Consider the following 24,596-nt stretch of genomic DNA (forward strand, 5'->3'; position numbering starts at 1 on the left):
AAATCCACATACTTCTCATTTCGATTAACATCAATACTTCCACAAGTTAGAATTTCATATGTACAGTGATATTTGCAATGTCAATGTATATAATGTATGACCTTTTCCTAAAGGGTGCCTTTTTGAGTATTAATGAATTTTAAAAAATTATAATCGAGATGAAATCTAAACACTTTTACCCTCTAATCGCAGCTTTTGCTTTTAATGGTTTGTATGGTCAAGTAGGGATAAACACGACTAATCCACAGTCTACATTAGATATTGTGGGTAACGGAGTTTCTACCTCTACAAAGGATGGCGTTACCGCGCCAAGAATTACGAGACAGCAATTGGCGGCTAAGGTTTCCGGAACCTATGCTGCAGCACAATCCGGAACATTGGTCTATGTTACCGATGCGGGAACGCCAACAGGAACTACGCCTAGTTTAGCGCAAACAGCTAACATTACAAAAGTAGGATATTACTATTTTGATGGCACAGTTTGGAAACAGATTTCCGATACCGATTCTCCTTCTGTGAATATTTATAATGCTGATGGCACACTTACCGGAAACAGAATTGTAACACAGGGAGCGAACACGTTGGCTTTTAACGGCTCTGTTGTTAATGCATTTTCTGTAGATGGTTCTACGCTTTCGGTAAATGCGGCCAATGACAGATTGGGGATAGGAACTTCCGCGCCGGAAACAAAATTACATGTAGTATCTACTACCCCTACTTCTGGAAGATATAATGTAATAGATGCGCCACAATCTACATCAGAAACTCCTATTTTAGTTTTAAGAAATACGTCTGCACTTGCGACAGATAATAAAACCTATTTAGGATTTTCTAATGCGGGACCTACTGCAGGAGGAGCAGATTGGCAGCTGGGAAGCATCAGAACCTCAGCGGCTGCTGGAGGTGTAAATCAGGATTTTTACATAGGAAATGCTACTACAGGAACCTTAAATGAACGTTTTAGAATTGCTTCTAATGGTAATGTAGGTTTAGGAGTTGCTGATCCTGTTGCAAAAATGGATATCGTAGGCTCTGCTTTCGGAATGCGAATGGGTGCTGTAACTGGAAGCTGGGATAATCTTTGGTTTAACCTTACAGCGAGTATTCCTTCTATTAATGCTTCAGGAGCAGAAAATGGATTACAATTTAACGTAGGTACAAATTCTACGGGAACTTATGGTGATGGCCAAACATTAGCTACGGTTGCTACCATGAGAGCCAATGGTAATATGGGAGTGGGAACAACCAATCCTTTGCAAAGACTACATATTGTATCAGATGGAACTTCTACAACGCCTGTTGCTGCAATCAGAATTGAAGACGGTAATCAGGCAGCAGGAAAAATATTAACTTCTGATGCTAATGGTGTAGGAACTTGGCAATCCCCGGCAGCTCAATCCAGTGTAAATATTTATAATACAGACGGAACGCTTACAGGAAATAGAATTGTAACTCAAGGAGCCAATACTTTGGCATTTACTTCCACGGCTACCAATGGATTTTCAGTAGCAGGCACTACATTGTCGGTGGATGGAGCTAATAATAGAGTAGGTGTAGGAACTATTGCTCCACGATCAAGATTTGAAATTGTAGCTGATAATGTAGGAGGCGGTGCGGCTAATGATTTTAATTTAACAGGATATGGTAGCTCTAAAAATCCTGCCTTATTTTTATCATCCTCTAACGGAACAGCAGCAGCACCAACTAACTTAGCAATTAACGATATTGTTGGTGGAATCTACTTCACACCTAGATATAACGGAGGGTTTTCCAATGGTTCTACCATTTTGTCAAACTATAGAGGTGATGGTACAACCAATCTTACAGATTTGATTTTTAGTACTTCTAATGCTGAAAGACTAAGAATAGATCCTACGGGAAATGTGGGGATAGGAAATACAGCGCCCACTGTAAAATTAGATATTAACTCAGGAGGAACTTCCACCACACCTGTTGCAGCAGTTAAAATTGTGGACGGTAATCAGGGAGTTGGAAGAATATTAACTTCTGATGCTAATGGTGTCGGAACTTGGCAATCCCCGGCAGCTCAATCCAGTGTAAATATTTATAATACAGACGGAACGCTTACCGGAAATAGAATTGTAACTCAAGGAGCGAATACTTTGGCGTTTACTTCCACAGCTACCAATGGTTTTTCAGTAGATGGGTCTACATTTTCTGTGGATGCAGCGAATGGCAGAGTAGGTATTGGGACTATTGCTCCCCGATCAAGATTTGAAATAGTGGCAGATAATTTGGGAGGTGGTGCGGCTAATGATTTTAATTTAACAGGATATGGAAATTCTAAAAATCCTGCCTTATTTTTATCATCGTCTAACGGAACAGCAGCAGCACCAACTAATCTGGCAATTAACGATATTGTTGGCGGAATCTATTTCACACCTAGATATAACGGAGGTTTTTCTAATGGTTCTACCATTTTGTCAAACTATAGAGGTGACGGTACAACCAATCTTACAGATTTGATTTTTAGTACTTCTAATGCTGAAAGACTAAGGATAGATCCTACGGGAAATGTGGGGATAGGAAATACAGCGCCCACTGTAAAACTAGATATTAACTCAGGAGGAACTTCCACCACACCTGTAGCTGCGGTGAAAATTGTGGACGGTAATCAGGGAGTAGGAAGAATATTAACTTCTGATGCTAATGGGGTCGGAACTTGGCAAGATGCAAGCGCGGCTTCAGTGAATTTGTATAATTCAAATGGATCTCTTACCGGAAACAGAGTGGTAACACAAGCAGCCAATACCTTAGCATTTACTTCTACGGCTACCAATGGTTTTTCTGTGGATGGATCTACATTTTCTGTAGATGCAGCGAATGATAGATTGGGAGTAGGAACTACAGCACCAAGTAATACACTGGATGTGAATGGTACATTGAGAGTGAGATCTATCAATGGGCCTGCAGGATCCGAAGCACTTACACCATTGTACGCTGATGGTACAGGGATTGTTGTGAGAACATCCAGTTCTACACAATTTGGTATTTTAAGAAATGGAGTAACTTTAGCAGCGGGAGCCACAGGTGCCGTAGTTACGGGTCTTGTAAATGGAGGAGTTTATAAATTATTAATTACCTCGGGAGACGCATGTGGAAATACTATAATATCAGAATTTTATGTAAGTTCAATTTCAACCAATGGTTACTTTACCATTAAAGGCTTGGATGGTTTAATACCATCGGGAACTGATGATGCAACTAAAAAGCCTACTTTCACAGAAAGTGCAAGAGGTACAACTGCTGTTACATGGTCAGGGAAGCCTCTTTGTGCACCTGGTGGCGGTACTTCAGGAGCAAATTTTACTGTGACGGTTAGTAATCCCATTGGTAGTATAAATATTACAAATAATGGGGATGCAAGCAGATCATATGTAGGAACCTTAACCAGACTAAATTAATACGATTCTAAAAACACTTTTCTATACAAAAGACCGCAATTTTGTGGTCTTTTTTCTATTCAGAAAATAACTTAATTTTCCATTTGTAACAAAGCATTCACTCCTTTCGCATGATCCAGAAGATCCGGAAAAAAATCATCATAACATTGCTGTAGAGCATCTTTATGTTGTAAAAAAGCTTCAAAAACAGGAATATCTTTTTCCAGATATTTAGCCTTATTCAAGACATTTTGCATGCTGAATTTTATACCGCGGTCACCACGATAATTATACAGCCAGTCGTCACTTTCCATTTTTCTAAGCATCATTTTAAAGTTTTCGGGAAGATATTGTTGGTGCTCATTCAAAACACGATACACTTTCAGAGAATGTGCCTTCCATTCTGCTAATGAATTTAGGCTTAAATCATTCGCCACAAAATAATCCATCGAAACATCTACAAAAGCGCCCGCATACAATCTTACCAACGGTGAAAAAACTTTCTTGGCTTCATGAATCGCGGGATGAGAATCTGTAAAAGTATCAATCGCACGATGTAGCGTAATACCATCCTGAATATCTTTCGGAAAAGAAAAACGATCTCTGTTTTTAATGAAATCTTCCAGAAACTGACCAACAATTTGTCCGTCGGTGAAAGTCAGAAAAGAATGTGCTAAATAATTCATGTTTTAAAGTTATGAGTTTTGAGTTATACATTATGAGTTGGATCATGGTAATTAATATAAACTATAATAAATCTAACTATTAGCTCACAATTTATAAGTCATATTTTTTTAAAACAATCTTTCATGGAAATCTTCAATTTTACTCACTTCCTCAATTTTTATTCCGAATTTTTTCTTCGGAAGTTTATTTAAATTGGAAATGAAAATTTTCTCATAACCTAATTTTTCAGCTTCTGTAATTCTCTGTTCGGCCTGTGCAATGGGACGAATCTCTCCACTCAATCCAATTTCTCCTGCAAAACAGTAATGCTCGGAAATAGCAATATCTTCATTCGATGAAAGAATAGATGCAACAACCGCAAGATCCAATGCGGGATCATCCGTTTTAATTCCTCCTGTGATATTTAAGAAAACGTCTTTTGCACCCAACTGAAAACCTGCTCTTTTTTCCAGAACGGCAAGAAGCATATTCAGTCTTTTGGCATCAAAACCTGTCGAACTTCTTTGCGGAGTTCCGTACACTGCCGTGCTCACTAATGCCTGAATTTCCAATAACATCGGTCGGTTTCCTTCTAAAGTTACTGCTACAGAGTTTCCGGAAAGTTCTTCAAATTTTTTAGTAATTAAAATTTCAGAAGGATTTCTGATTTCTTTTAAACCTTGTGAGATCATTTCATAAATTCCAATCTCAGAAGTTGATCCGAAACGGTTTTTATTGGCTCTCAATAATCTGAAAAGGTGATTTCTGTCGCCATCAAAATTCAAAACAACGTCTACCATGTGTTCCAATACTTTTGGTCCGGCGATTTGTCCGTCTTTCGTGATGTGACCTACCAAAAATACAGGAACGCTGTTTTCTTTGGCGTATTTAATGATCTCGTTGGAGCATTCTCTGATCTGGGAAACGGTTCCCGGAGAACTTTCAATCAACTGAGATTGCAAGGTCTGAATAGAATCGATAATGACGAAATCGGGTTCCAGCTTTTTTGCTTCGTGAAGAATTTTTTCCAGATTGGTTTCTGTAAAAAGAAAACAGTTTGGATTTTGAATATCCGTCAGTCGATCGGCTCTCATTTTGATTTGCGACGCACTTTCTTCCCCTGAAACATAGAAGATTTTTTTCTTCATTTTCAAGGCTAATTGAAGAAGAAGTGTAGATTTACCGATTCCGGGCTCACCACCGATTAATGTTACAGAACCTAAGACAATTCCGCCGCCTAATACTCGGTTCAGTTCCTCGGAAGGGGTTTTTATTCTTGGTTCTTCATTGGTTTCAACTTCAATAATGTTGATGACATTTTGTTTCGATTTTGAGAAAGGTGGAGTTTTAGACGACGTTTTTTCTACGACTTCTTCCACCAAAGTATTCCATTCGCCACAGTTTTTACATTGCCCCATCCATTGTGGATACTGGGTTCCGCAGTTTTGACAGAAATATGCTGTTTTTAGTTTTGCCATATCGCGAAGTTCAAAATTTTTTTTGAATTTTTCTTACTTTTCAGGCATGAAAAATATTTTTTTGAGTTTGCTCATTTTTGTAGTGATGTCACTTTTGCATGCACAGTTTACAGACTGGGAAGTGAAGCTTCTTTCTCTACCAGGAGGAGATTATGGTATGTTCTCTATATTTATGCTGATTTTTTGTTCTACAATTACAGCAATAGGCTTAGTGACGGTGATTATTTTTAGAAAAAGTTATCATTCAATACTAAGAATTGCTATTTTATTTGAAGTTATTTATTTCTTGTTTTTAATTATTTCAGGGAATAACCCTTTATTATATTTTTTCGATTCAACTAATGAAAATCTTTTAATGATTATGATGTATGTGAATTCATTAATCATTTTATTAATTATGTATTTCGTTCATTTACTTTATTCAAAAATAATTGTAACAAAATCAAAAAAATAACATAGATCAAGATGAAATCCCACGGCTTGTTTTACCTTTGAACCATTCAAACAATAACAATTTAAACAATGAAAAAGATATTTTTAACTTTCGTTTTTGCTTTATTGAGCGTAGTAGGTTTTGCACAGACGGGTTGGGTAGTAGACCCAATGCACTCTTCGGTAAACTTCAATATCAAGCACATGGGAATCAGCTTTGTACAAGGTAGATTCGATACTTTTACAGGAAAAGTAATTACCAAAGGAAACACGCTGGATAATGCCACTTTTGATTTCACGGCAGATGTAAATTCAATCAATACTGGCGTAGAAATGAGAGATAAGCACCTTAAAAGTGCAGACTTTTTCGATGCCGGAACGTATTCTGAGATAAAATTCCAAAGTACTTCTATCGCAAAAGATAAAGGCACAAATGCTTACTTATTGAAAGGGAAATTAACAATTAAAGATGTAACAAAGGATATCACGGTTCCGGTTACTTTTGGTGGAACTACGAAAAACCAACAGGGGAAAGAGGTTTTGGGTTTCCAGACGACATTTAAGGTAAACCGTTTAGATTATAACATCAAATATGATCCAACAGGAGCAGGTGTAGCAAAAGACGTTGACGTTAACTTATATTTTGAGTTAATTAAGCAATAATTTTCATATTAATTTGGTTTAGGAAAGAGGTTTTCATTTTTTGAAAACCTTTTTTGTTTTTTATAGAGACGCTTCGAGAGACTTAGCGTGACAATTCTAATACTAACTGTAATTTTTCAACAGTTAATTTGTAGCGGTGTCACGCTGAGGCTCTCGAAGCGTTTAATTATAAGTTAAAAATACACTCTGCCCGACGAAACTGTAAAAATTCCAAAATCATCGATTAACATGTTTTCTTTTTGAACATTATTAAAAGCAAATAGCCTGTCGAGCTCTTTCTGAGAACGCCTTCTCATAATCCAGTCTTTCTTCTGATGATTATTCAAAACATAAGCAATCATTTTCAATTGCGGATGCCAAGGCTGTCCCGTGTAAACCACAAATGAATTTTTATCCGAAATTGCAGCAATTCCCTGAACGGCTTTACTCGCCATTTCATTGTCGCCAAAAAGTTCAAAAATCCCTGAAACGATGGTAATGTTCGGTTCAAAATTAAGTTTTTGATACGTTGAAGGATCAAAACAATCAAAATTGGTAAAACGGATGTGTTGATAACTTTTTTCTTTAATTACTTTTTCACCGATTTCGATATTTGATTGCACAAATTCGTTGATAACGATCTCAACTTCGGGATATTTTTCTTTGATGTCGAATAAATAATTTCCCGTTCCTCCGGCAATATCAAGAATTTTAATTGCTCTTCCTTCTTTTTTTAATTGTTGAATTTTTTCTTCTAATAGTTGAATTAAATGTTGTTTTCTGATACGAATTCCTCGCCAACCGATCGCTTCAAGATAATTTTTATCCATCATTTTTCCGAAACCAAATTTTCCACTTGGTTGATTATGATACACATAGTCCAAAGAAGCTCCGGAATCAAAACCATATTTTAAACCAATCGCCATTCCGGTACTGATCTTTCCAATATTGTTTAATGAAAACTTTTGAAATTTGAAATTCAGGTTGTTCCCCACATTGTTCTGTAAATCCTGATATTCTTTTATCGAAAATTTGTCAGGCGAAAGTGAAGGCATTTTTTGAATTTTATAGAAACATTTTTCTGCAAAATCTACAATTTTATCGTAAACCATTTCTTTTCCGGTATCAAATAAAATTCCGTGAAAAAAATTTGGAAGAACTTCATAATGTTTTAAATCTGTATCTAATTTATCATGAAAAATTTTCTGATCTTTATTAAATACTACATGGTCTTTTTCTGCCGCTAAAATCAAAGTCGACGTATCAATCGCTTCGGCATCTTCAACCAATCTTTTTCCTGCTTTGGCAAGGTCAATCAGTAATTCTGCATCAATCGATCTTGATATCAACGGATCCGTATCGTACGCTTTTTGCTGTTCAGGATCGTGTGTCAGCATTTTTGATTTCACGTAACTTTTTATGATCAATCCTTTTTTTAGCTTAATTCCCAAAGTAATCATTTCGTTAGCCAAAGGAACAATCAAATTAATTCTAAAAGCCGGTGCCAATAAAGCCATTCCGGCGATTTGAGGTGCAAAATCGTGAGCCCAAGCCGAAGCGACAACACCTCCAATACTGTTGGCAACGACAAAAATATCTGAAATTTTGATTTCGTATTTCGACTGTAAAAACTTAGCAAAAGCATCCAGATCACGAACATAATCCATAAAAATGGAAGACGTTTTTGTCTTGGTGTGACCGTGACCACGAAGGTCAAACGCAAAAATATTAAATTTAGAAAATTGTGGTGATTGAGCTATATCATTCAATCTTTCAGAATGTTCATGACCGCGGTGGATCATGATGATATTTTTCTGTTGAGGCTGAAAATTCCATTCACGGTAAAAAATTTCATTGCCGTCAAAACTTTTAAAAATTCCGCTGTTCATAAAGTTAAATTTTTTTCAAAAAATCCAATACATAAGAATGGATAATCGCATTTTTATTCTTGGTTTTCATGTTGGTTACTGCTTCTTCTAACGATAAAGATAGAATATTTTTCATTACCAAAATCCCAATCACAGAACTTCTCGTAAAGCCCATTGTGCAGTGAATCAGGATTTTTCCGTCTTTCGGAAGATTATGATAATTATTGGTGATTTCAGTTAATAATTTTCTTGTTTCGTCAATGTCAAAACTTCCGATATCTAAAAATGGAGCGGATCGATAGTTTGTTTCTTCTTTTAATTGTTGAGTTTCTTCAATTTCGGCTGATAAATCGTAGACGAAAGTATTTTTATTAACATTAAAATCAATTAAATCTTGCTTATTTGGCTTTGATGAAATATAAATATTAGAAATAATCTCAATAGGCTTTTTATTCTTTCTTAAAAATCTCCAAAAGATCCAGTAAATCAATAAATAAGGAGCATAAAATATCTTTTTTAAAATTGAAATATTTCCGTTTTTATCTTTTAGAAAATGAATATTATTCTTTTGATATTGATAACCGATCAAAGCTATTGAAAAAGTTATCCACAATTTTATCCACAGAGTTATCCACAAAAATGTAGAATCAAATTTTGCTACAAATTGATTGAATAATAAAGTTATGGTTAAGAAAATCCAGCTGAATAAAAAATAATAATTTGCTACCTGAAAATTTCGATATTGAAAGTCATTTTTACGATAAGGAAAAATAATAAAGCTTATGTGTGTAAGAATTCCTCCTGCCAAAACATCGATCAAATGGTGTTGATAAGTGGTGAGTGTAGAAATTCCTAAAAGAATTAACCAAATCATTAAAAATATTCTTTCTCTTTTTAAATTTCTGAAAACCGACCAAAAGATAAAAGCATACGCAATATGCAGTGACGGAGCTTGATTAAAAGGTGAATCAAATATTTTTAAAAACTGAAATGGAATTCCTAAAACAGAACTGTTGATTTCAGGTTTATTTAAAGAAAATTTTAAAGGAAATAAAAGAAAACAAATTCCCGCAATGACCGTTACAAAAAGCATTCTTTTAGTCAGAATAGCTATTTCTTCTTTGGTTTTACAAAAGAAAAATACCAAACAAAAAAATAATCCGCTGGTCATATAAGGAATGATTGTCCATGGAATAAACGGAATATATTTTTCCAAATTAAAAACAAAAGAAGGAACATTTTCCAGCTTCGAAATATGCCACGCTGAATAATTGTAAACCATCATGAATACGAAAGAACACAAGATTAAAGAATTGATTTTCTGCGATATTTTCAGTCGTTTTTCATCCATTTTGCTTTTCTGAACATGATGATATTTAATAATGAAGAAGGTAATAGGGCAAGTGATTTCATCATCCATTTCATCTTTGACGGGAAAATGATGAATTTTTTTCGTTCTTCAATCGCTTGAGAAATCATTTCTGTTGCGGACTTTACATCCATTAAAAACGGTTTTTTGCTTAAATCGTTATGGTTGAGATCTCTCAATTTCTGAGTATCAATATACCCCGGAGCAATCGTTGTTACAGAGATTCCAAACGGCTTCAAAGCTCTTCGGTAAGCATCTGCAATTTGAATCACAGAACGTTTTGTTTTCGTATATAAACTTGAATTTTCGTAATCCAAAATTCCTGAAACCGAAGCAATCACAGCAATTTTTCCTGACTTTTGCTCTTTCATGAAATTTCGGGCTACCTCAAAACAGTTGACGGTTCCTAAAATATTTGTTCTCAACATTTCTTCAGCTTCTTCGTAAGAAATATTTCTGGCAACATCTTCGGCATAACTCCCAGCGCAATTAATAAATAAATCTAAATTTTCCTTGTTTGGAAGAAAATTTTTCACTGCCGAAACTAACGCATCCATATCACAAACGTCTGCTTTGAAAGTTTTTAAATTTTCGAAATGATTTTTTGAAATTTTTGTTAAGTCACGTCCGCAAATTCCCACTTGAAAACCTTTTTCAAGATAATGTTGGGCAAGAGAATAGCCAATTCCTGAGGTTCCGCCTGCAATAAAAACGTTCATGAGGTTTTTGTGATTTTTAATTTTAGGTAAAAATAGATTTTATTTGAAATTTAGCGACAATTTTTTGACGCAAAGTTTTATTTGGAGGAATTCATGATTTGAGTGGACAAAGAGGAATCAACAAGTTGATTTGGTGAAGCGTAATTTTTAAGCTTCGCGAAGCAAATTTTATTTGCCTTTACTTCCTAAAAATATAAAGTGTGAAATAAAAATCTTTGCGTTTAAAATTATCAATATTTAATATCAATAAGACTTCAATTTATTTCCTCAAACTTTTCATCGTTTGATCAAAACCGTATTGCCATTGCTTTTCCATGTCTTTTTTAAATTGTGGATAACTTTTTGGCAATGAAAAATCAATTTTAAATTTTAGCCAATTAATGCTTTTCTTTAAATAATGTCCTTCCAAATCTTGTTTAATATTAATGGTGTCAATCTGAAAATCAGGAGTAAGTTTTTCAATTTCATTTAATCTTTCATTTCCGCTGTATCCTAAAACAGCGCGAACAAATGCTTCTTCGGTTTCATTATAAGATTGTTTTTTTTCAATAATAACTTCGTTTGCCAAATGTTTTGCCAATTCAATCGGAGCAAGATCGATGGCTCCACCTGCAAAATATTTTCCCTGAATAAAAACGGGTTCAACGTAAAACATATCTGAAATTGAAATTCTTGTACTTTCCAACATTGAAAATTGAGTTTCTATTTTTGGAAGATTTTCAACGGCACTGTTTTTATAATTTTCAGAATTAATAATTATCTGATTGGGAGTGATTTTCTTCGCAGTTTCAGGATCGGTGAAAATTGTTTTTTGATATAATTTTCTATTGTTTCGTTTTTGATTGACTTTTTTTGGATCAAAAAGAATTTCTGAACCAATGATTAAAGTCGGAATTTCCTCAGAAAATGTTGTGTTTTTTAATGATGGAAAATCTTCGGATAAATCCTGATTCATTTCAACCAAATATCTGTTGAAAACGTCTTCTATGAAATGCGCATTATTTTTATTGAGTATTTTTTTTAAAGTGAAAAGTCCAATTTTATTGAGCTTTCGATGTTTTGTTAATGTCGTTTTTGAAACAAACTGATAATATTCTTCTGACTGCAAATATTGTTTTCTTGAAAGATTATCCGAAAAAGCATTGATGACTGTTGCAGCAAAAGCTCCACCGCAGGAAGCGATCAGAACATCAGGTTTCATTCCGAGTTCTTCGAGAGCAGAAAACATTCCGAGGTAGATCATTAATCTTGTTCCGCCTCCTGAAAATAATATTGCTTTTTCGAATTTTTGATTCATTTTTTAAATTTTTAAAAGGTAAGGAAGTAGCCAGAAAAATAAAGGGGCATTAAAAATTAAGCTGTCCATTCTGTCTAATAATCCACCGTGTCCGGGAAGAAATTTTCCCGTGTCTTTGATGTTGGCTTTCCGTTTTAAATAAGACATAAAAACGTCTCCGAAAAATCCTGAAATTCCTAATGTTAATCCCAAAATTGAATTAACTAAAATATTAGTTTTCAATAAAAAAAATCCTAAAATATTGCTTAAAATGATTGTCAGAAAAACTCCGCCGAGAAATCCTTCTAATGTTTTATTGGGGCTGATTTGTGGAGTAATTTTATGTTTTCCGAAGAATTTACCCATTAAATATTGAAAAACGTCATTCAATTCTGTGACGACAACAATAAAAATAATGGAATTGATTCCTGAAAAATTTTCTCTGATAAAATATAAATGCGGAAAAGCAAAAAGGCAGACAATCAAGGCAATTCCTATTTTTGAAATCTGTTGCAAAGGAGTTTTTAATAATGAAAAATAAATCAGAACAATTAAACTTAAAACTAAACTGCAAAGAAAATAATTTTCAAGACGGAAAAAAATTAACAATACAAATTGTGAAATTCCGATGAAAATGGACGGAATAATTCGGTTTGAATTGATTTTAAATAATCTCAAAAATTCAAAAAAACTTTGAAAAGCAATCCACGAAACGAAGATTTTCATGGCAAAAGGATGCGAAATTCCGATGGCAAAAACGAGGATGATGTATATCCATGTTTTTACGCGTAAGGGAACGTCGGCAAATTTGTTTTCTTCTTTATTCATGCAGAGATTCCTTTAATCTTGTGAATGTACTGATGATGAGAAGAGCGATAATAATGCCGAAAATATAATTGGAAATTCCTGAAATATTTACCCCGAAAAAAATCAATAATCCATATAATCCTAAGATCAACGCGCGGTCGCTTTTTCCCATCGGTCCGTCATAACGTCGATTTTTGCCAACCACTTTTCCAAGTAATCCTGAGAATTCATTAATAATGCTTAAAATAATGAAAATAATGATGAGATATAAACTTTCGGGTTGAAATTTTAACAAAGGAAAAAAAATAATCACGTCTGAAACAATGTCACCGACTTCATTCAAAACCTCACCTAATTTGCTTGTTTGGTTGAATTTTCTTGCCATCATTCCGTCCAAAGCATTCAGTGCCATCCTTATTAATAAGCCGATAGGTAAGCTTAGGAAAAACCATTTTGAATGATCTGCGTTCCAAAATAATATTCCGATGATGACAGAAAGCAAGATTGAACTTATCGTAATCTGATTCGCTGTAATTTTATTTCGATGAAGAAATAATAGGATAGGAGTGAGGAGTTGCTGGAATTTTGGTTTGAGTTTGTATACGGAAATCATTTATGTCTATTAGTTTTTTGAGTTTTGATGAAAGTCAAATTTAGATAAAAAAATCTATCAAATCTAAAGTTCTTTGTGATTATTCATCTATAAATGAAAAAGACATTTGGATTTAAACTTAAAACAAAATTGCTTTGTATTTCTTTTTCCCCTAACTTTGCACAAACCTAATCTAATGAGTAAAAAGAATACAAAGTACATCTTTGTGACAGGAGGTGTAACTTCATCTTTGGGAAAGGGAATCGTTTCAGCTTCTCTTGGACTTCTACTAAAATCACGTGGCTTCAACGTAACTATTCAAAAGCTTGATCCTTATATTAATATTGATCCGGGAACTTTGAATCCTTACGAGCACGGAGAGTGTTATGTAACCGAAGATGGCGCGGAGACGGATCTGGATTTAGGACACTATGAGCGTTATCTTGATGCTCCGACTTCCCAAAACAACAACGTTACGACAGGAAAAATTTACCAAACTGTAATCGAAAAAGAAAGAAAAGGAGATTTCCTTGGAAAAACAGTGCAGGTAATTCCTCATATTACAAACGAAATTAAACGTAGAATTAAAATTTTATCTAAGCAGAACTACGATATCATTATTACAGAGATCGGTGGAACTGTAGGGGATATTGAATCTTTACCTTACATCGAAACTGTTCGCCAGTTGAAATGGGAATTGGGTGAGAAAAATTCTATGGTGATTCACTTGACATTGTTGCCTTATCTGGCTTCAAGTGGAGAATTAAAAACAAAACCTTCTCAGCATTCTGTTCGTCAGTTGATGGAAAGCGGAATTATGGCGGATGTTTTAGTTTGTAGAACAGAACATAAAATTCCGAAAGATCAGAGAGCGAAATTGGCTCAGTTTTGTAACGTTCCTTTAGATAATGTGATTGAGTGTAAGGATTTGGAAACAATCTATGAAGTTCCAATGTATCTTCAAAAACAAAATTTTGATGATGTAGTTCTTAAAGAATTAGATCTGAAAAGTGATAAAGAAGCAGATCTTAAAGACTGGAAATCTTTCTTAAAGAAATTCCAGAATCCTAAAAAATCGATTGAAATTGCATTAGTTGGGAAATATGTTTCTCTTCAGGATTCGTATATTTCCATTGCTGAGGCTTTCAAACATGCAGGTGCAGATTTGGAAACTGAAGTGAAAATCAGATGGGTTTACAGTGGAGATTTGACGAGTGAAAATATTAAAGAAACTCTAGCTGGTGTTAGCGGAATCCTTGTCGCTCCAGGTTTTGGCGACAGAGGAATTGAAGGTAAAGTTTTGACTGCTCAATATGCAAGAGAAAATAAAGTTCCGATGTTGGGAATTTGTTTGGGAATGCAGATAATGACCGTTGAATTTGCAAGAAATGTTCTTGGTTATACTAAGGCAAACTCAATGGAATTCGATACTTCTACGGAACATCCTGTGATTTCTTTGATGGAAGAACAGAAAAATGTAGTAGATAAAGGTGGAACAATGCGTCTTGGTGCATGGAAATGTACATTGAAAAACGGTTCTAAATTAAACGAAATCTACGGTGCAAAAAATATCACCGAAAGACACCGTCACAGATATGAATTCAACAGTGAATATATTGGAGAATTCGAGAAAAACGGTTTCTTAGCAACAGGTACAAACCCTGAAACAGGATTGGTGGAAGCATTAGAAATGCCGGATCATCCATTCTACGTTGGGGTACAATATCACCCGGAATACAAGAGTACGGTAGCAACACCGCATCCTTTATTCAGAGCTTTTATTAAGGCTTGTACGCAGAAATAAAGTAATTTACAGATTACAAACGTCATATATAAACTCAGACTGATTATTCTCAGCCTGAGTTTATTATATAGTAACGTATTATAGTATAGAGTTTTGATAAAAAAACAGTATTTTTGTCGACTCGAAATACGTACATATGTACGTACAGAAAAAGTTTAAAAATTTAATTAAGATAAAATGCAACAGAACAACGGACTCGATAAAAGTCAAATGATTAGTTTTGCGGTTTTATGCGTGGTTCTTTTTGGTTTCATGTTTTATTTCCAAAACAAGCAATCGAAAGAAGAAGAGGTAAAAGCTCAGCAACAAAAGACCGAACAGGTAAAAAATGCCGTAAAACAGTCTCAGGCAAGCAATATCAATCCAAATGTAACTCCGAACGCTATTCAGACTGCGAATCTTTCTAACAAAGAATTGAAAGTGGAATTTGCAAGTTTGGGCGGACAGGTTTCTAAAGTAGAACTTGCAGAATACAAAGCATATGATCATAAAACGGATAATGCAGATCTTCCGTTGTATCTGATCACGAAAAATAATTCAAACTACGGTTTCCAATTCAAAGATAAGACAGGGAAGGTAATTAATACAAAAGATCTTGTTTTTGCACCAACTGTTAACGGAAATGCGGTAACGATGACGGCTAATTATAACGGGGCTGTTATTCAATTCATTTACACTTTACTCCCAAAATATACCTTAGATTTTAAAGTAAGAACTCAAGGGCTTGCGAAAATTACGGCTGATAATAAAGCAGATTTTATCTGGGATTATAACGTAAGAAACCTTGAAAAAGGTAGAGCTCAGGAGCAGTCTCACTCAGAATTCTCGTATGCTTTCAATAATTATAAAGATTATGATTATGATGGAAGAACAACGATGGAAGAAGAAAAAGAAACCCTGAACTGGATTGGTGTAAAACAGCAGTTCTTTGCTTCTGTAATTGAAGCTAAAAACGGATTTACTCAAAGTAAAGGAAATCAGGAGAACGTAGAAGAAGGTGAATATTTGAAAAAGCTAAACTATGAAGGTTTTGTTCAAATGACTGGAAGTGAATTGAATCAGGATTTTACTTGGTACTTCATGCCTTTGGATTTACCATTGTTAAAATCTTACGATAAAAATTTCGACGAAATTTTACCATTAGGTTGGTCTTTCATCGGATGGATGAACAGAGGATTCTTTATTCCTATTTACAATTTCATTGCATCTTGGGGATTAACTGCTGGTTGGGCAATTTTCTTATTAACAATTTTAGTTAAATTAATCTTATCGCCAATTATGTACAAGCAACATAAGCTAAGTGCGATGATGAGAGTAATTCGTCCGGAAATTGATGAAGCAAATGCTAAATTCAAGGATGCAGATCCAATGAAAAAACAACAGGCGACGATGGAAATCTATCGAAAGGCTGGAGTTAATCAAATGGCGGGATGTTTGCCGGCGTTGGTTCAGATTCCTATTTTCTACGCATTATTCCGTTTCTTCCCGAACTTTATTGATTTGAGAGGTAAAGGATTCTGGTTTGCAAAAGATTTAACAGCGTATGATGATATTATTAAGTTGCCATTCAAAGTACCTTTCTTAGGAGATCACTTGAGTATTTTTGCAATTGCATGTACTGTTGTAATCTTAATTTATACGGTGATGACTTCAGGAAATATGCAGCAGCCACAACAAGAAGGAATGCCAAATATGAAGGTATTAATGTATATCTTCCCGATTACATTCTTATTCTTCTTGAATACTTCTGCATCTGGTCTTTCTTGGTATTACTTCGTTTCAAACGCGATTAACATCTTAATTATCCTTGTGATTAAGTATGTGATTCTCGATGAAAAGAAAATTCATGCACAGATTCAGGCGAATAAAGAAAAGCCAAAAGCTGAAGGTAAGTTCCAAAAACGTATGAGAGAAATGATGGAAAAGGCTCAGGAACAGCAAAAAGTGCAAGAGCAGCAAAGAAAAAAGAAATAGATAAATAATCTTATATAACAGAAAAGAGAAGCGAATATTGCTTCTCTTTTTTTTATTTAGATAGAATTTAAATTTACGTTAGCCCATTATGAAAGTCATAATTTATCGTCTATACTATTTAATCATATTTTAATCTGAAAGATTGACGGTGATATTTCGTCGGACCATGCTTTATCAGGGCTTCCTGATGTTTTTTTGTGGCATACCCGAAGTTGGTATCCCAGCCATAGTCCGGAAACTCTTCATGTAACTCGATCATCAGTTTATCTCTATAATTCTTTGCTAAAATAGATGCCGCAGCAATAGATAAAACTTTTGAATCTCCCTTAATAATACACTGGTGTGGAATGAAATTATAGGGATGAAATTTGTTGCCGTCTACTAAAATAAACTCAGGTCTTGTTGTTAATTTATCGAGTGCCTGATGCATAGCATGTATGCTGGCATTTAGGATATTATGCTCATCAATAAATGCAGGAGGTAATTCTGCAATAGCATAATTTTTTACATTATCCTTTATATATTCATCGAGACTCATTCTCGTCTTAAAATTTAACTTTTTGGAATCATTAACCAAATTTTGCTTAAAATCATCATCCAAAATTACCGCTGCTGCAACCACTGGTCCGCTTAAACATCCTCTTCCGACTTCATCGCACCCTGCTTCGATGTAAAGATTTGTCCAATTTTTTATTAATTCCATAAAAATTAACATTTTTAATCTTGCAAAAATAGCAATAATTTAAAAACTATGATAAAAATAACAATTTTTTAAGTTTTTGTTTTGTTTTATTAGGAAAGTTTTACAAATTTGTACGGTACAAAAATAATTTGATTATGAAGAAACTAACAGCTGGTGTTCTTGCATTGGTGTTATCTTCATCTTTAGCTGTTGCGAATGCTCAGCAAAAGAAGAGTGACACAGTAAGAACTCAGGAAATCGAAGGTGTAGTAGTCACTGCCCTTGGAATTAAAAGAGAGAAAAAAGCTCTTGGATATGCTTCTCAGGAAATTAAAGGAGATATTCTTTCTGACGCAGGACAAAATAATGCAGTAAGTGCATTGTCAGGAAATGTTGCAGGGGTACAGGTTACAGCACCTAGTACAATGGGAGGATCTACCAGAATTACTATGAGAGGGATTAGTTCTATTACTGGAGAAAACAGACCATTGATTATTGTAGATGGAGTTCCTTTAGATAACTCGAATGTAAATGATACTAATACACAAAGAGGTGCAGGTGGTCGAGATTATGGAGACGCCTCTTTCGATATTAACCCAGATGATATTGAAAGTGTAACTGTTCTAAAAGGAGGACCAGCAGCAGCTTTATATGGCTCAAGAGCAGGGAATGGTGCTATTTTGTATACAACAAAATCTGCAAAAAAAGGTAGAACTGATGTTCAATTAAATACAGGAGTTGCTTTCGAAAGTATTTATATTAGACCAAAACTACAAAATATTTATGGAGGAGGTTCTCAATTTACACTTCCAACACAGAGCATAAACGGAACTACATATAATATCCAAGAATATCAAACGGATGCTTCGTGGGGCCCTAGATATGATTCAAATCTAATGTATCTTCCTTGGTATGCCTTTGATCCAGAATATTCAAACGATTATCTAAAGGCGGTTCCATTTGTAGCTCCTAAAAATGATGTAGATTCTTTCTTCAATACTGGTGTTACTTATACAAATAATGTAGCTGTAGCTAAATCATTTGGTGATACAAACGTAAGGTTGTCTTATACAAACACAAATATTAGTGGTATAATTCCTACATCAAAAATTAAAAAAGATAACTTCAGTGTAAATCTAAATTCTAAATTGACAGACAATTTAAAGGCAGAGGCTATTATTAATTATGTTCACACAGAAGGTTTTAACAGACCAGAAGTTGGATATGGTGATAACTCTGTTGCCCAAAAATTTTATCAGTTTGGACAAAGAAATTTAGATTTTGCTAAGCTAAAAGATTATAAATTAGCCGATGGAAGTCAAAGAACATGGAACAGAACATCATGGAGCGATGGAACTCCTAAATATTCTGATAATCCATATTGGACTATTTATGAAAATACATCAAACGATAGCAGACACAGATTTTTTGGAAATGCTGGTTTAACATATAACTTTGATAAGCATTTTTATATCGTTGGCAAAGTATATGGAGATACATATACACAAAACATAAGTACTAGAGTAGCAGTTGGTTCGCAGGCTGTTTCAAATTATACTCTTGAAAAAAGAACGGTTTCAGAATTTAACTACGAAGGTAGAGCTCACTATAACAATACATTTGGAGATCTAAGTGTAAATGCTGTTGGAGGTTTTAACATACGAGATAATAAAATGAGTTGGTTAAGGGGTACAACCGTGGGAGGATTAATTATTCCTAACTTATATAATTTAAATAATGGAATTGAAAACTCATTAGCAACAAATAATAGTTCTCATTCGTCAATCAAGAGTTTGTTTGCCTCAGTTTCTTTGGGATATAAAGATTTATTATTTTTAGAAGCAACAGGAAGAAATGACTGGTTCTCCATGTTAAATGATTCTCAATTTTATCCATCGGTAACAGGAAGTTTTGTATTCTCAAAGGTCCTTAAGGCTGATTGGTTATCATTTGGTAAAGTGAGAGCTGGTTGGGCTAGTATTGCTTTAGGTACAGCTCCTTATAGTAGATTGACATATACTGAAATTGGCTTGCCTTTCAACGGAGCACCTCAGTATTCTAATCCTAATACAAAAAATGATCCAAACATTAAGCCTGAGTTAAAAATTACTCAAGAAATTGGTTTGGAAGCGAGTCTATTTAAAAATAGAGTAAGTCTTGATTTTACATATTATCAGACAAAATCAAAAGACTTAATTATTGCTTTACCGGTAGACCCAGCAACAGGATATTTGTATAAAAATATCAATGCAGGAGAAATGACTAACAAAGGTATCGAAGCTATGGTTACAGTAACTCCTATTAGAAATGAGAACTTCTCATGGGATTTAACTTGGAACTTTGCAAGAAATAGAAATAAACTAGTAAATCTATACCAAGATCTACAAAATTATGTATTGACAAATGCTCCATTTAGAGCACAATTAGTTGCTCAAGTTGGTCAGGCATATGGAACAATTTTAGGTACAGATTATGTTTATGATGCTAACGGTAATAAAGTTATAGATGAGAATGGTTTTTATAAGGCTTCTGAAATTAAATCATTAGGATCTATCCTTCCTGATTATAACATGGGATTCAGAAATACAATTAAATATAAGTCTTTAAGCTTATCATTCTTAATTGATATTCAACAAGGAGGAAAATATTTCTCAACTACAAATATGTGGGGAATGTATTCTGGTATGTCTGAGGAGTCAGCGCTTGGAGGAAATAGAGAAGCTGGTATAATTTTACCAGGGGTTAAAGAAGATGGTACAGCAAATGATATTCTATTAGATGCTCAAACATGGGGTAGTACATATTATAATACTGTTGATGCTCAAAATGTTTTTGATGCAAGCTATATTAAATTAAGAGACATTACTCTTGGTTATGATTTACCAAAATCACTTATTGGCAATGTTTTCCAAGGTGTTAGAATTTCTGCTTTTGCAAGAAACCTATTTGCTTGGAACTTAGCAAATAAAGGAATTGATCCGGAAAATACTTCGTATGGTTCTGGTAATATTCAAGGTATGGAAGGTGGCTCTTTGCCTTCTACAAGAACTTATGGAGTTAATGTTAACTTTAAATTTTAAACTAAAATGAAAAAAATATTTTTAATATTATCTGTCCTATCATTGACGTTAGTGTCAAATAGTTGCTCAGATAAATTCGATGAAATTGATGAGAATCCTAATTCTACTGATAAACCTTTACCTACTGGTATTTTCAATAGCGCTAATAAGGAGCTTATGGATAACACAAGAGATGAATGGCAGTCAGGAAGAATTACGCTACCATGGGTTCAGTATTCAGCTCAAACTGGATATACAGAAGAAGATAGATATCAATATAGATTGTCAACTGGAGTTTCTTTATGGAGCTTTTCTTATAGAGTTGCACAGGATTATAAACAAATTATTGATTTGAATACAGATCCTGCCACAAAATCTCAAATGAGTGTATATGGTCCAAATGAAAATCAAATTGCAGCTGCAAGAGTTATGTTATCGTACGTATTCCTTACATTAGCAGATTCTTTTGGAGATATACCATATTATTCTTATGGTAATAAAGATGCTGATTTTCAGGCATTAAATATTGATGCTACATTACAGCCTAAGTTTGCAAGCCAGCAAAAAGTATATGCCGATATTTTAAAAGAACTTAAAGAAGCATCTGAAATGGTTGAGGTAAATCAGCCTGTATTTACTTCTGGGGATAATTTATTTTCTTACATGGAAAATAATGTAAGAACAAGTAAAGGAATAAAGCTTAAAAAGTTTGCTAATTCTTTAAGATTGCGTGTTGCAACTAGGGTAAAAGGAGTTGTTCCTGGAGCTGAAGCTCACATCACAGATGCTATCGCTTCTGGAGTTATGACATCAAATGATGACAATGTTGGCCTTACTTATGAAAATAATTTGGTAAATCCATCACCGATGTTTGATAATTTCCGTACAAGAACAGATTTTGCAATTTCGAAAACATTCGTTCAATTGTTAAAAGGGCAAACGGGTAGCTATGGATTAGACCCTCGTTTATTCAAATATGCAAGTCCTGTAGGAACTTCACAAAAAGAGATTTTAGATGGAACATCAGCAGAATCCACAGATCCAGCTGATTTTAACGGTATGCCTTATGGAATTCCAAGTTCTTTAACTGCTAGTCAGGCTGCTACCGCTAATTTCTTTAGTAAAAATGTTTTGAAGCCAGGTTATACAGAGGTTTTAATGGAGTATGCTGAAGTACAGTTTTTATTAAGTGAAGCAAATGGATGGTCTCAATCAAACTATACTAATGGAGTTAAAGCTTCAATGGAGAGATGGGGGGTTAATGCTTCAACTATTACAACATTTATTAATGCTTTACCTGCCGCTTCTAAAGAAAATGTTCTTAATCAGAAATATGTTGCTTTATTTATGCAGCCATATGAAGCTTGGGCAGAATATAGAAGAACGGGATATCCGAATACTTTGTTGAAACCAGGGCAAACAGCTAACCTGAATGTTGCAACAACAAGTGGACAAACAACATATACATTTACATCTTTAATAGCAGGATTGTCTGATTTACCTAATAGATTATATTATCCAACATCAGTACAAACATTAAATCCTACTAACTATCAAGCTGCTGCTAGTGCTATTGGTGGGGACCAAATGAATACAAAATTAATTTGGGACACAAATTAATAAGAAAACAAATTTTAATATTTTAACATTCACATGAAAACCGCCTTCGGGCGGTTTTTATTTTGAAAATAGTTAGTATTGAATGCATATTTTTTACTAAATTAGGTTACTAAAATATTTAATATGAAAAATCTAAAAAAATTAAGTGCTGTTGACCTTAAAAAAATTCAAGGAGGTGCTGCTCCACCTTGCTGTATTAATTGGGATCCTATAAAGAGATATTGCTCAGAGTGGGATCTTAATTGCCTTCCTTAGTATAAAGACTTCAGAAATGAAGTCTTTTTTTATTAAATTTGTACGAGCGTAATTATAGAAGATGAATATTAAAGATATAATAGACCAAAAATTATCAGAAGTAATTTTAAACGTCTTTCAGTTAAAAGATATTAACCTTGAAATTCAGGAAAATAAAACTGAGTTTGAAGGTGATTTTACCATTGTTACTTTTCCTTTGGTGAAGCAATTAAAGAAAAATCCAGAAAGTATTGGAGTAGAATTGGGCGAAGCTTTAACAACGCAAACCGAATTATTGGAAAGCTTCAATGTGGTAAAAGGATTTTTGAATGTTAAAGTTAAAAATCAGTTTTTTGTAGATCAATTTCAATCTGTAAATAGTGATTTTGAAAATATAGAAAAGAAAAATTCTACGGTAATGGTAGAATATTCTTCCCCGAATACCAACAAACCTCTTCACTTAGGGCATATCAGAAATAACCTTTTGGGTTTTTCAGTTTCTCAAATTTTGAAAGAGGCTGGATATGATGTGATTAAATCTCAAATCATTAATGATAGAGGAATTCATATCTGTAAATCGATGTTGGCGTGGGAAAAATATGGAAAAGGAGAAACTCCCGATGCTGAAAATATTAAAGGAGATAAATTCGTTGGAAATTATTACGTAAAATTCGATCAGGAATACAAAAAAGAAATTGCTGAACTGATTGAACAAGGCGTTTCTGAAGATCAGGCTAAAAAAGAGGCTCCTTTAATGAAGGAAGCTCAAAAAATGTTGTTGGACTGGGAAAATGGCGATGAAAAAGTAAGAAATCTTTGGAACGAAATGAACTCTTGGGTGTATAAAGGTTTCAATGAAACATATAGCCGATTAGGTGTAAGTTTCGATCAGATTCAATACGAAAGCAATACTTATATTTTAGGAAAAGACCTTATTCAGGAAGGTTTAGATAAAGGAGTTCTGTATCAAAAAGAAGATGGTTCTGTGTGGTGTGATCTTACAGATGAAGGCCTTGATCAAAAATTATTATTACGTTCAGACGGTACTTCGGTGTATATGACTCAGGATTTGGGAACTGCCGTAGAACGTTTTAAACAAAATAATATCCAGAAGTTAATTTATACTGTTGGAAACGAACAGGATTATCATTTCCAGGTTTTGTTTAAGATTTTAGGGAAATTAGGTTATTCTTGGGCAGATCAATTGTATCATTTATCTTACGGAATGGTAGAGCTTCCCAACGGGAAAATGAAATCTCGTGAAGGAACGGTGGTTGATGCAGACGATTTGATGCAGGAAATGCACGATATTGCTAAATCTAAATCGGAAGAGCTAGGCAAATTAGAAAATTTTACCGAAGAAGAAAAGAATGATAACTACGAAAGCGTAGGTATGGGAGCGTTAAAATATTTCATGTTAAAGGTTGATCCTAAGAAAAAAATGCTGTTCAACCCTGAAGAAAGTATTGATTTTAACGGAAATACAGGGCCTTTCATTCAATATACTTATGCACGTATTCAGTCTTTATTAACGAAAGCTTCTTTTGAATTTAAAGAAATTTATTCCATTGATTTAAGCCAATCTGAGAAAGAGTTGATTATGCAATTGGCGAATTATAAAGTAGTAGTTGCGAGAGCGGCAGAAGCTTTAAGTCCGGCTTTGGTAGCAAATTATGTTTATGATTTGGTGAAATCTTACAATTCGTTCTATCAAAGCAGTCCGATTTTGAATCAGGAAGATAAAAATATTACACAATTCCGTTTAAATTTATCTGATCTTACGGCAAAAACAATCAAAAAGTCATTAAGCTTATTAGGAATCGGAACGGTAAACAGAATGTAAATTTTTTTGAATTTTAAAGAATATATAAGCAGCTATGGAAACGTAGCTGTTTTTTTGTTGTGATATTTTTTACAACAAATGATATGTTTTATACAATTTTTAGAGTGAAAAAGGAGGTAAGTTTGTG

Annotated in this window: 17 protein-coding genes; 8 read left to right on the forward strand and 9 right to left on the reverse strand. The window is 34.1% G+C overall.

The genetic code is table 11. The features are described from left to right. The first annotated feature begins 158 nt into the window (after nt 1–158). A complete protein-coding gene (locus ABEG63_RS01355; RefSeq protein ID WP_346582385.1) occupies nt 159–3,425 on the forward strand; it encodes a hypothetical protein in 3,267 nt (1,088 codons plus the stop codon). Nucleotides 3,426–3,496: 71 nt separating this feature from the next. Here the strand turns inward: ABEG63_RS01355 and ABEG63_RS01360 are convergent, their stop codons facing one another. Both ABEG63_RS01360 and radA read right to left on the reverse strand, forming a co-directional pair. Further along, entirely contained in the window at nt 3,497–4,090 is a 594-nt protein-coding gene (locus ABEG63_RS01360) for an ACP phosphodiesterase (RefSeq protein ID WP_312394802.1), read from the reverse strand. Between the two features lie 108 nt (nt 4,091–4,198). Beyond that, the gene (radA, locus tag ABEG63_RS01365) at nt 4,199–5,548 is read right to left on the reverse strand and encodes a DNA repair protein RadA (protein ID WP_312397668.1); all 1,350 of its coding nucleotides are present in this window, start codon (nt 5,546–5,548) and stop codon (nt 4,199–4,201) included. A gap of 46 nt (nt 5,549–5,594) precedes the next feature. Between radA and ABEG63_RS01370 the strand changes: the two genes are divergently transcribed. Both ABEG63_RS01370 and ABEG63_RS01375 read left to right on the forward strand, forming a co-directional pair. Beyond that, nucleotides 5,595–6,002 carry a hypothetical protein gene (locus ABEG63_RS01370; protein WP_267402085.1) on the forward strand — a complete coding sequence of 136 codons (408 nt, stop codon included), beginning with the start codon at nt 5,595–5,597 and terminating at the stop codon, nt 6,000–6,002. Between the two features lie 68 nt (nt 6,003–6,070). Next, nucleotides 6,071–6,643: a YceI family protein gene (locus ABEG63_RS01375; RefSeq protein ID WP_346582388.1), complete on the forward strand. Its 573-nt coding sequence runs from the start codon at nt 6,071–6,073 to the stop codon at nt 6,641–6,643. Between the two features lie 173 nt (nt 6,644–6,816). On the opposite strand, the gene ABEG63_RS01380 is transcribed toward ABEG63_RS01375, so the two are convergent. From ABEG63_RS01380 to ABEG63_RS01405, 6 genes are all read right to left on the reverse strand, one after another. Next, entirely contained in the window at nt 6,817–8,511 is a 1,695-nt protein-coding gene (locus ABEG63_RS01380) for a bifunctional alpha/beta hydrolase/class I SAM-dependent methyltransferase (protein WP_346582390.1), read from the reverse strand. 4 nt (nt 8,512–8,515) lie between these two features. Beyond that, on the reverse strand, nt 8,516–9,910 hold the full coding sequence (locus ABEG63_RS01385; RefSeq protein ID WP_346582392.1) for a phosphatase PAP2/dual specificity phosphatase family protein: 1,395 nt from the start codon (nt 9,908–9,910) through the stop codon (nt 8,516–8,518). Then, entirely contained in the window at nt 9,823–10,578 is a 756-nt protein-coding gene (locus ABEG63_RS01390) for an SDR family NAD(P)-dependent oxidoreductase (RefSeq protein WP_346582394.1), read from the reverse strand. Before ABEG63_RS01390 ends, ABEG63_RS01385 begins: the two co-directional genes overlap by 88 nt. A 259-nt stretch (nt 10,579–10,837) precedes the next feature. Beyond that, entirely contained in the window at nt 10,838–11,875 is a 1,038-nt protein-coding gene (locus ABEG63_RS01395; RefSeq protein ID WP_346582396.1) for a patatin-like phospholipase family protein, read from the reverse strand. A 3-nt stretch (nt 11,876–11,878) separates the two neighbouring features. Further along, nucleotides 11,879–12,682: a phosphatidate cytidylyltransferase gene (locus ABEG63_RS01400; protein WP_346582398.1), complete on the reverse strand. Its 804-nt coding sequence runs from the start codon at nt 12,680–12,682 to the stop codon at nt 11,879–11,881. Continuing rightward, complete coding sequence (locus tag ABEG63_RS01405) at nt 12,675–13,274, reverse strand: CDP-alcohol phosphatidyltransferase family protein (RefSeq protein WP_346582400.1); 600 nt, start codon at nt 13,272–13,274, stop codon at nt 12,675–12,677. Before ABEG63_RS01405 ends, ABEG63_RS01400 begins: the two co-directional genes overlap by 8 nt. Before the next feature lie 175 nt (nt 13,275–13,449). Between ABEG63_RS01405 and ABEG63_RS01410 the strand changes: the two genes are divergently transcribed. Continuing rightward, a complete protein-coding gene (locus ABEG63_RS01410) occupies nt 13,450–15,057 on the forward strand; it encodes a CTP synthase (RefSeq protein WP_346582403.1) in 1,608 nt (535 codons plus the stop codon). Nucleotides 15,058–15,234: 177 nt separating this feature from the next. Further along, nucleotides 15,235–17,031, forward strand: coding sequence for a membrane protein insertase YidC (yidC, locus tag ABEG63_RS01415; RefSeq protein WP_267402072.1), 1,797 nt, complete (start codon nt 15,235–15,237; stop codon nt 17,029–17,031). A gap of 118 nt (nt 17,032–17,149) precedes the next feature. Here the strand turns inward: yidC and ABEG63_RS01420 are convergent, their stop codons facing one another. Then, complete coding sequence (locus ABEG63_RS01420) at nt 17,150–17,734, reverse strand: ribonuclease HII (RefSeq protein WP_312397621.1); 585 nt, start codon at nt 17,732–17,734, stop codon at nt 17,150–17,152. Between the two features lie 134 nt (nt 17,735–17,868). Here ABEG63_RS01420 and ABEG63_RS01425 point away from each other — a divergent pair, with 134 nt between their 5' ends. From ABEG63_RS01425 to argS, 3 genes are all read left to right on the forward strand, one after another. After that, the gene (locus ABEG63_RS01425; protein WP_346582409.1) at nt 17,869–20,793 is read left to right on the forward strand and encodes a SusC/RagA family TonB-linked outer membrane protein; all 2,925 of its coding nucleotides are present in this window, start codon (nt 17,869–17,871) and stop codon (nt 20,791–20,793) included. A 6-nt stretch (nt 20,794–20,799) separates the two neighbouring features. Further along, nucleotides 20,800–22,392: a SusD/RagB family nutrient-binding outer membrane lipoprotein gene (locus ABEG63_RS01430; RefSeq protein WP_346582411.1), complete on the forward strand. Its 1,593-nt coding sequence runs from the start codon at nt 20,800–20,802 to the stop codon at nt 22,390–22,392. Nucleotides 22,393–22,708: 316 nt separating this feature from the next. Beyond that, entirely contained in the window at nt 22,709–24,469 is a 1,761-nt protein-coding gene (gene argS / locus ABEG63_RS01435) for an arginine--tRNA ligase (protein WP_346582413.1), read from the forward strand. Nucleotides 24,470–24,596 lie beyond the last annotated feature (127 nt).

The sequence above is a fragment of the Chryseobacterium sp. C39-AII1 genome (assembly GCF_039672645.1).
GTDB lineage: Bacteria > Bacteroidota > Bacteroidia > Flavobacteriales > Weeksellaceae > Chryseobacterium.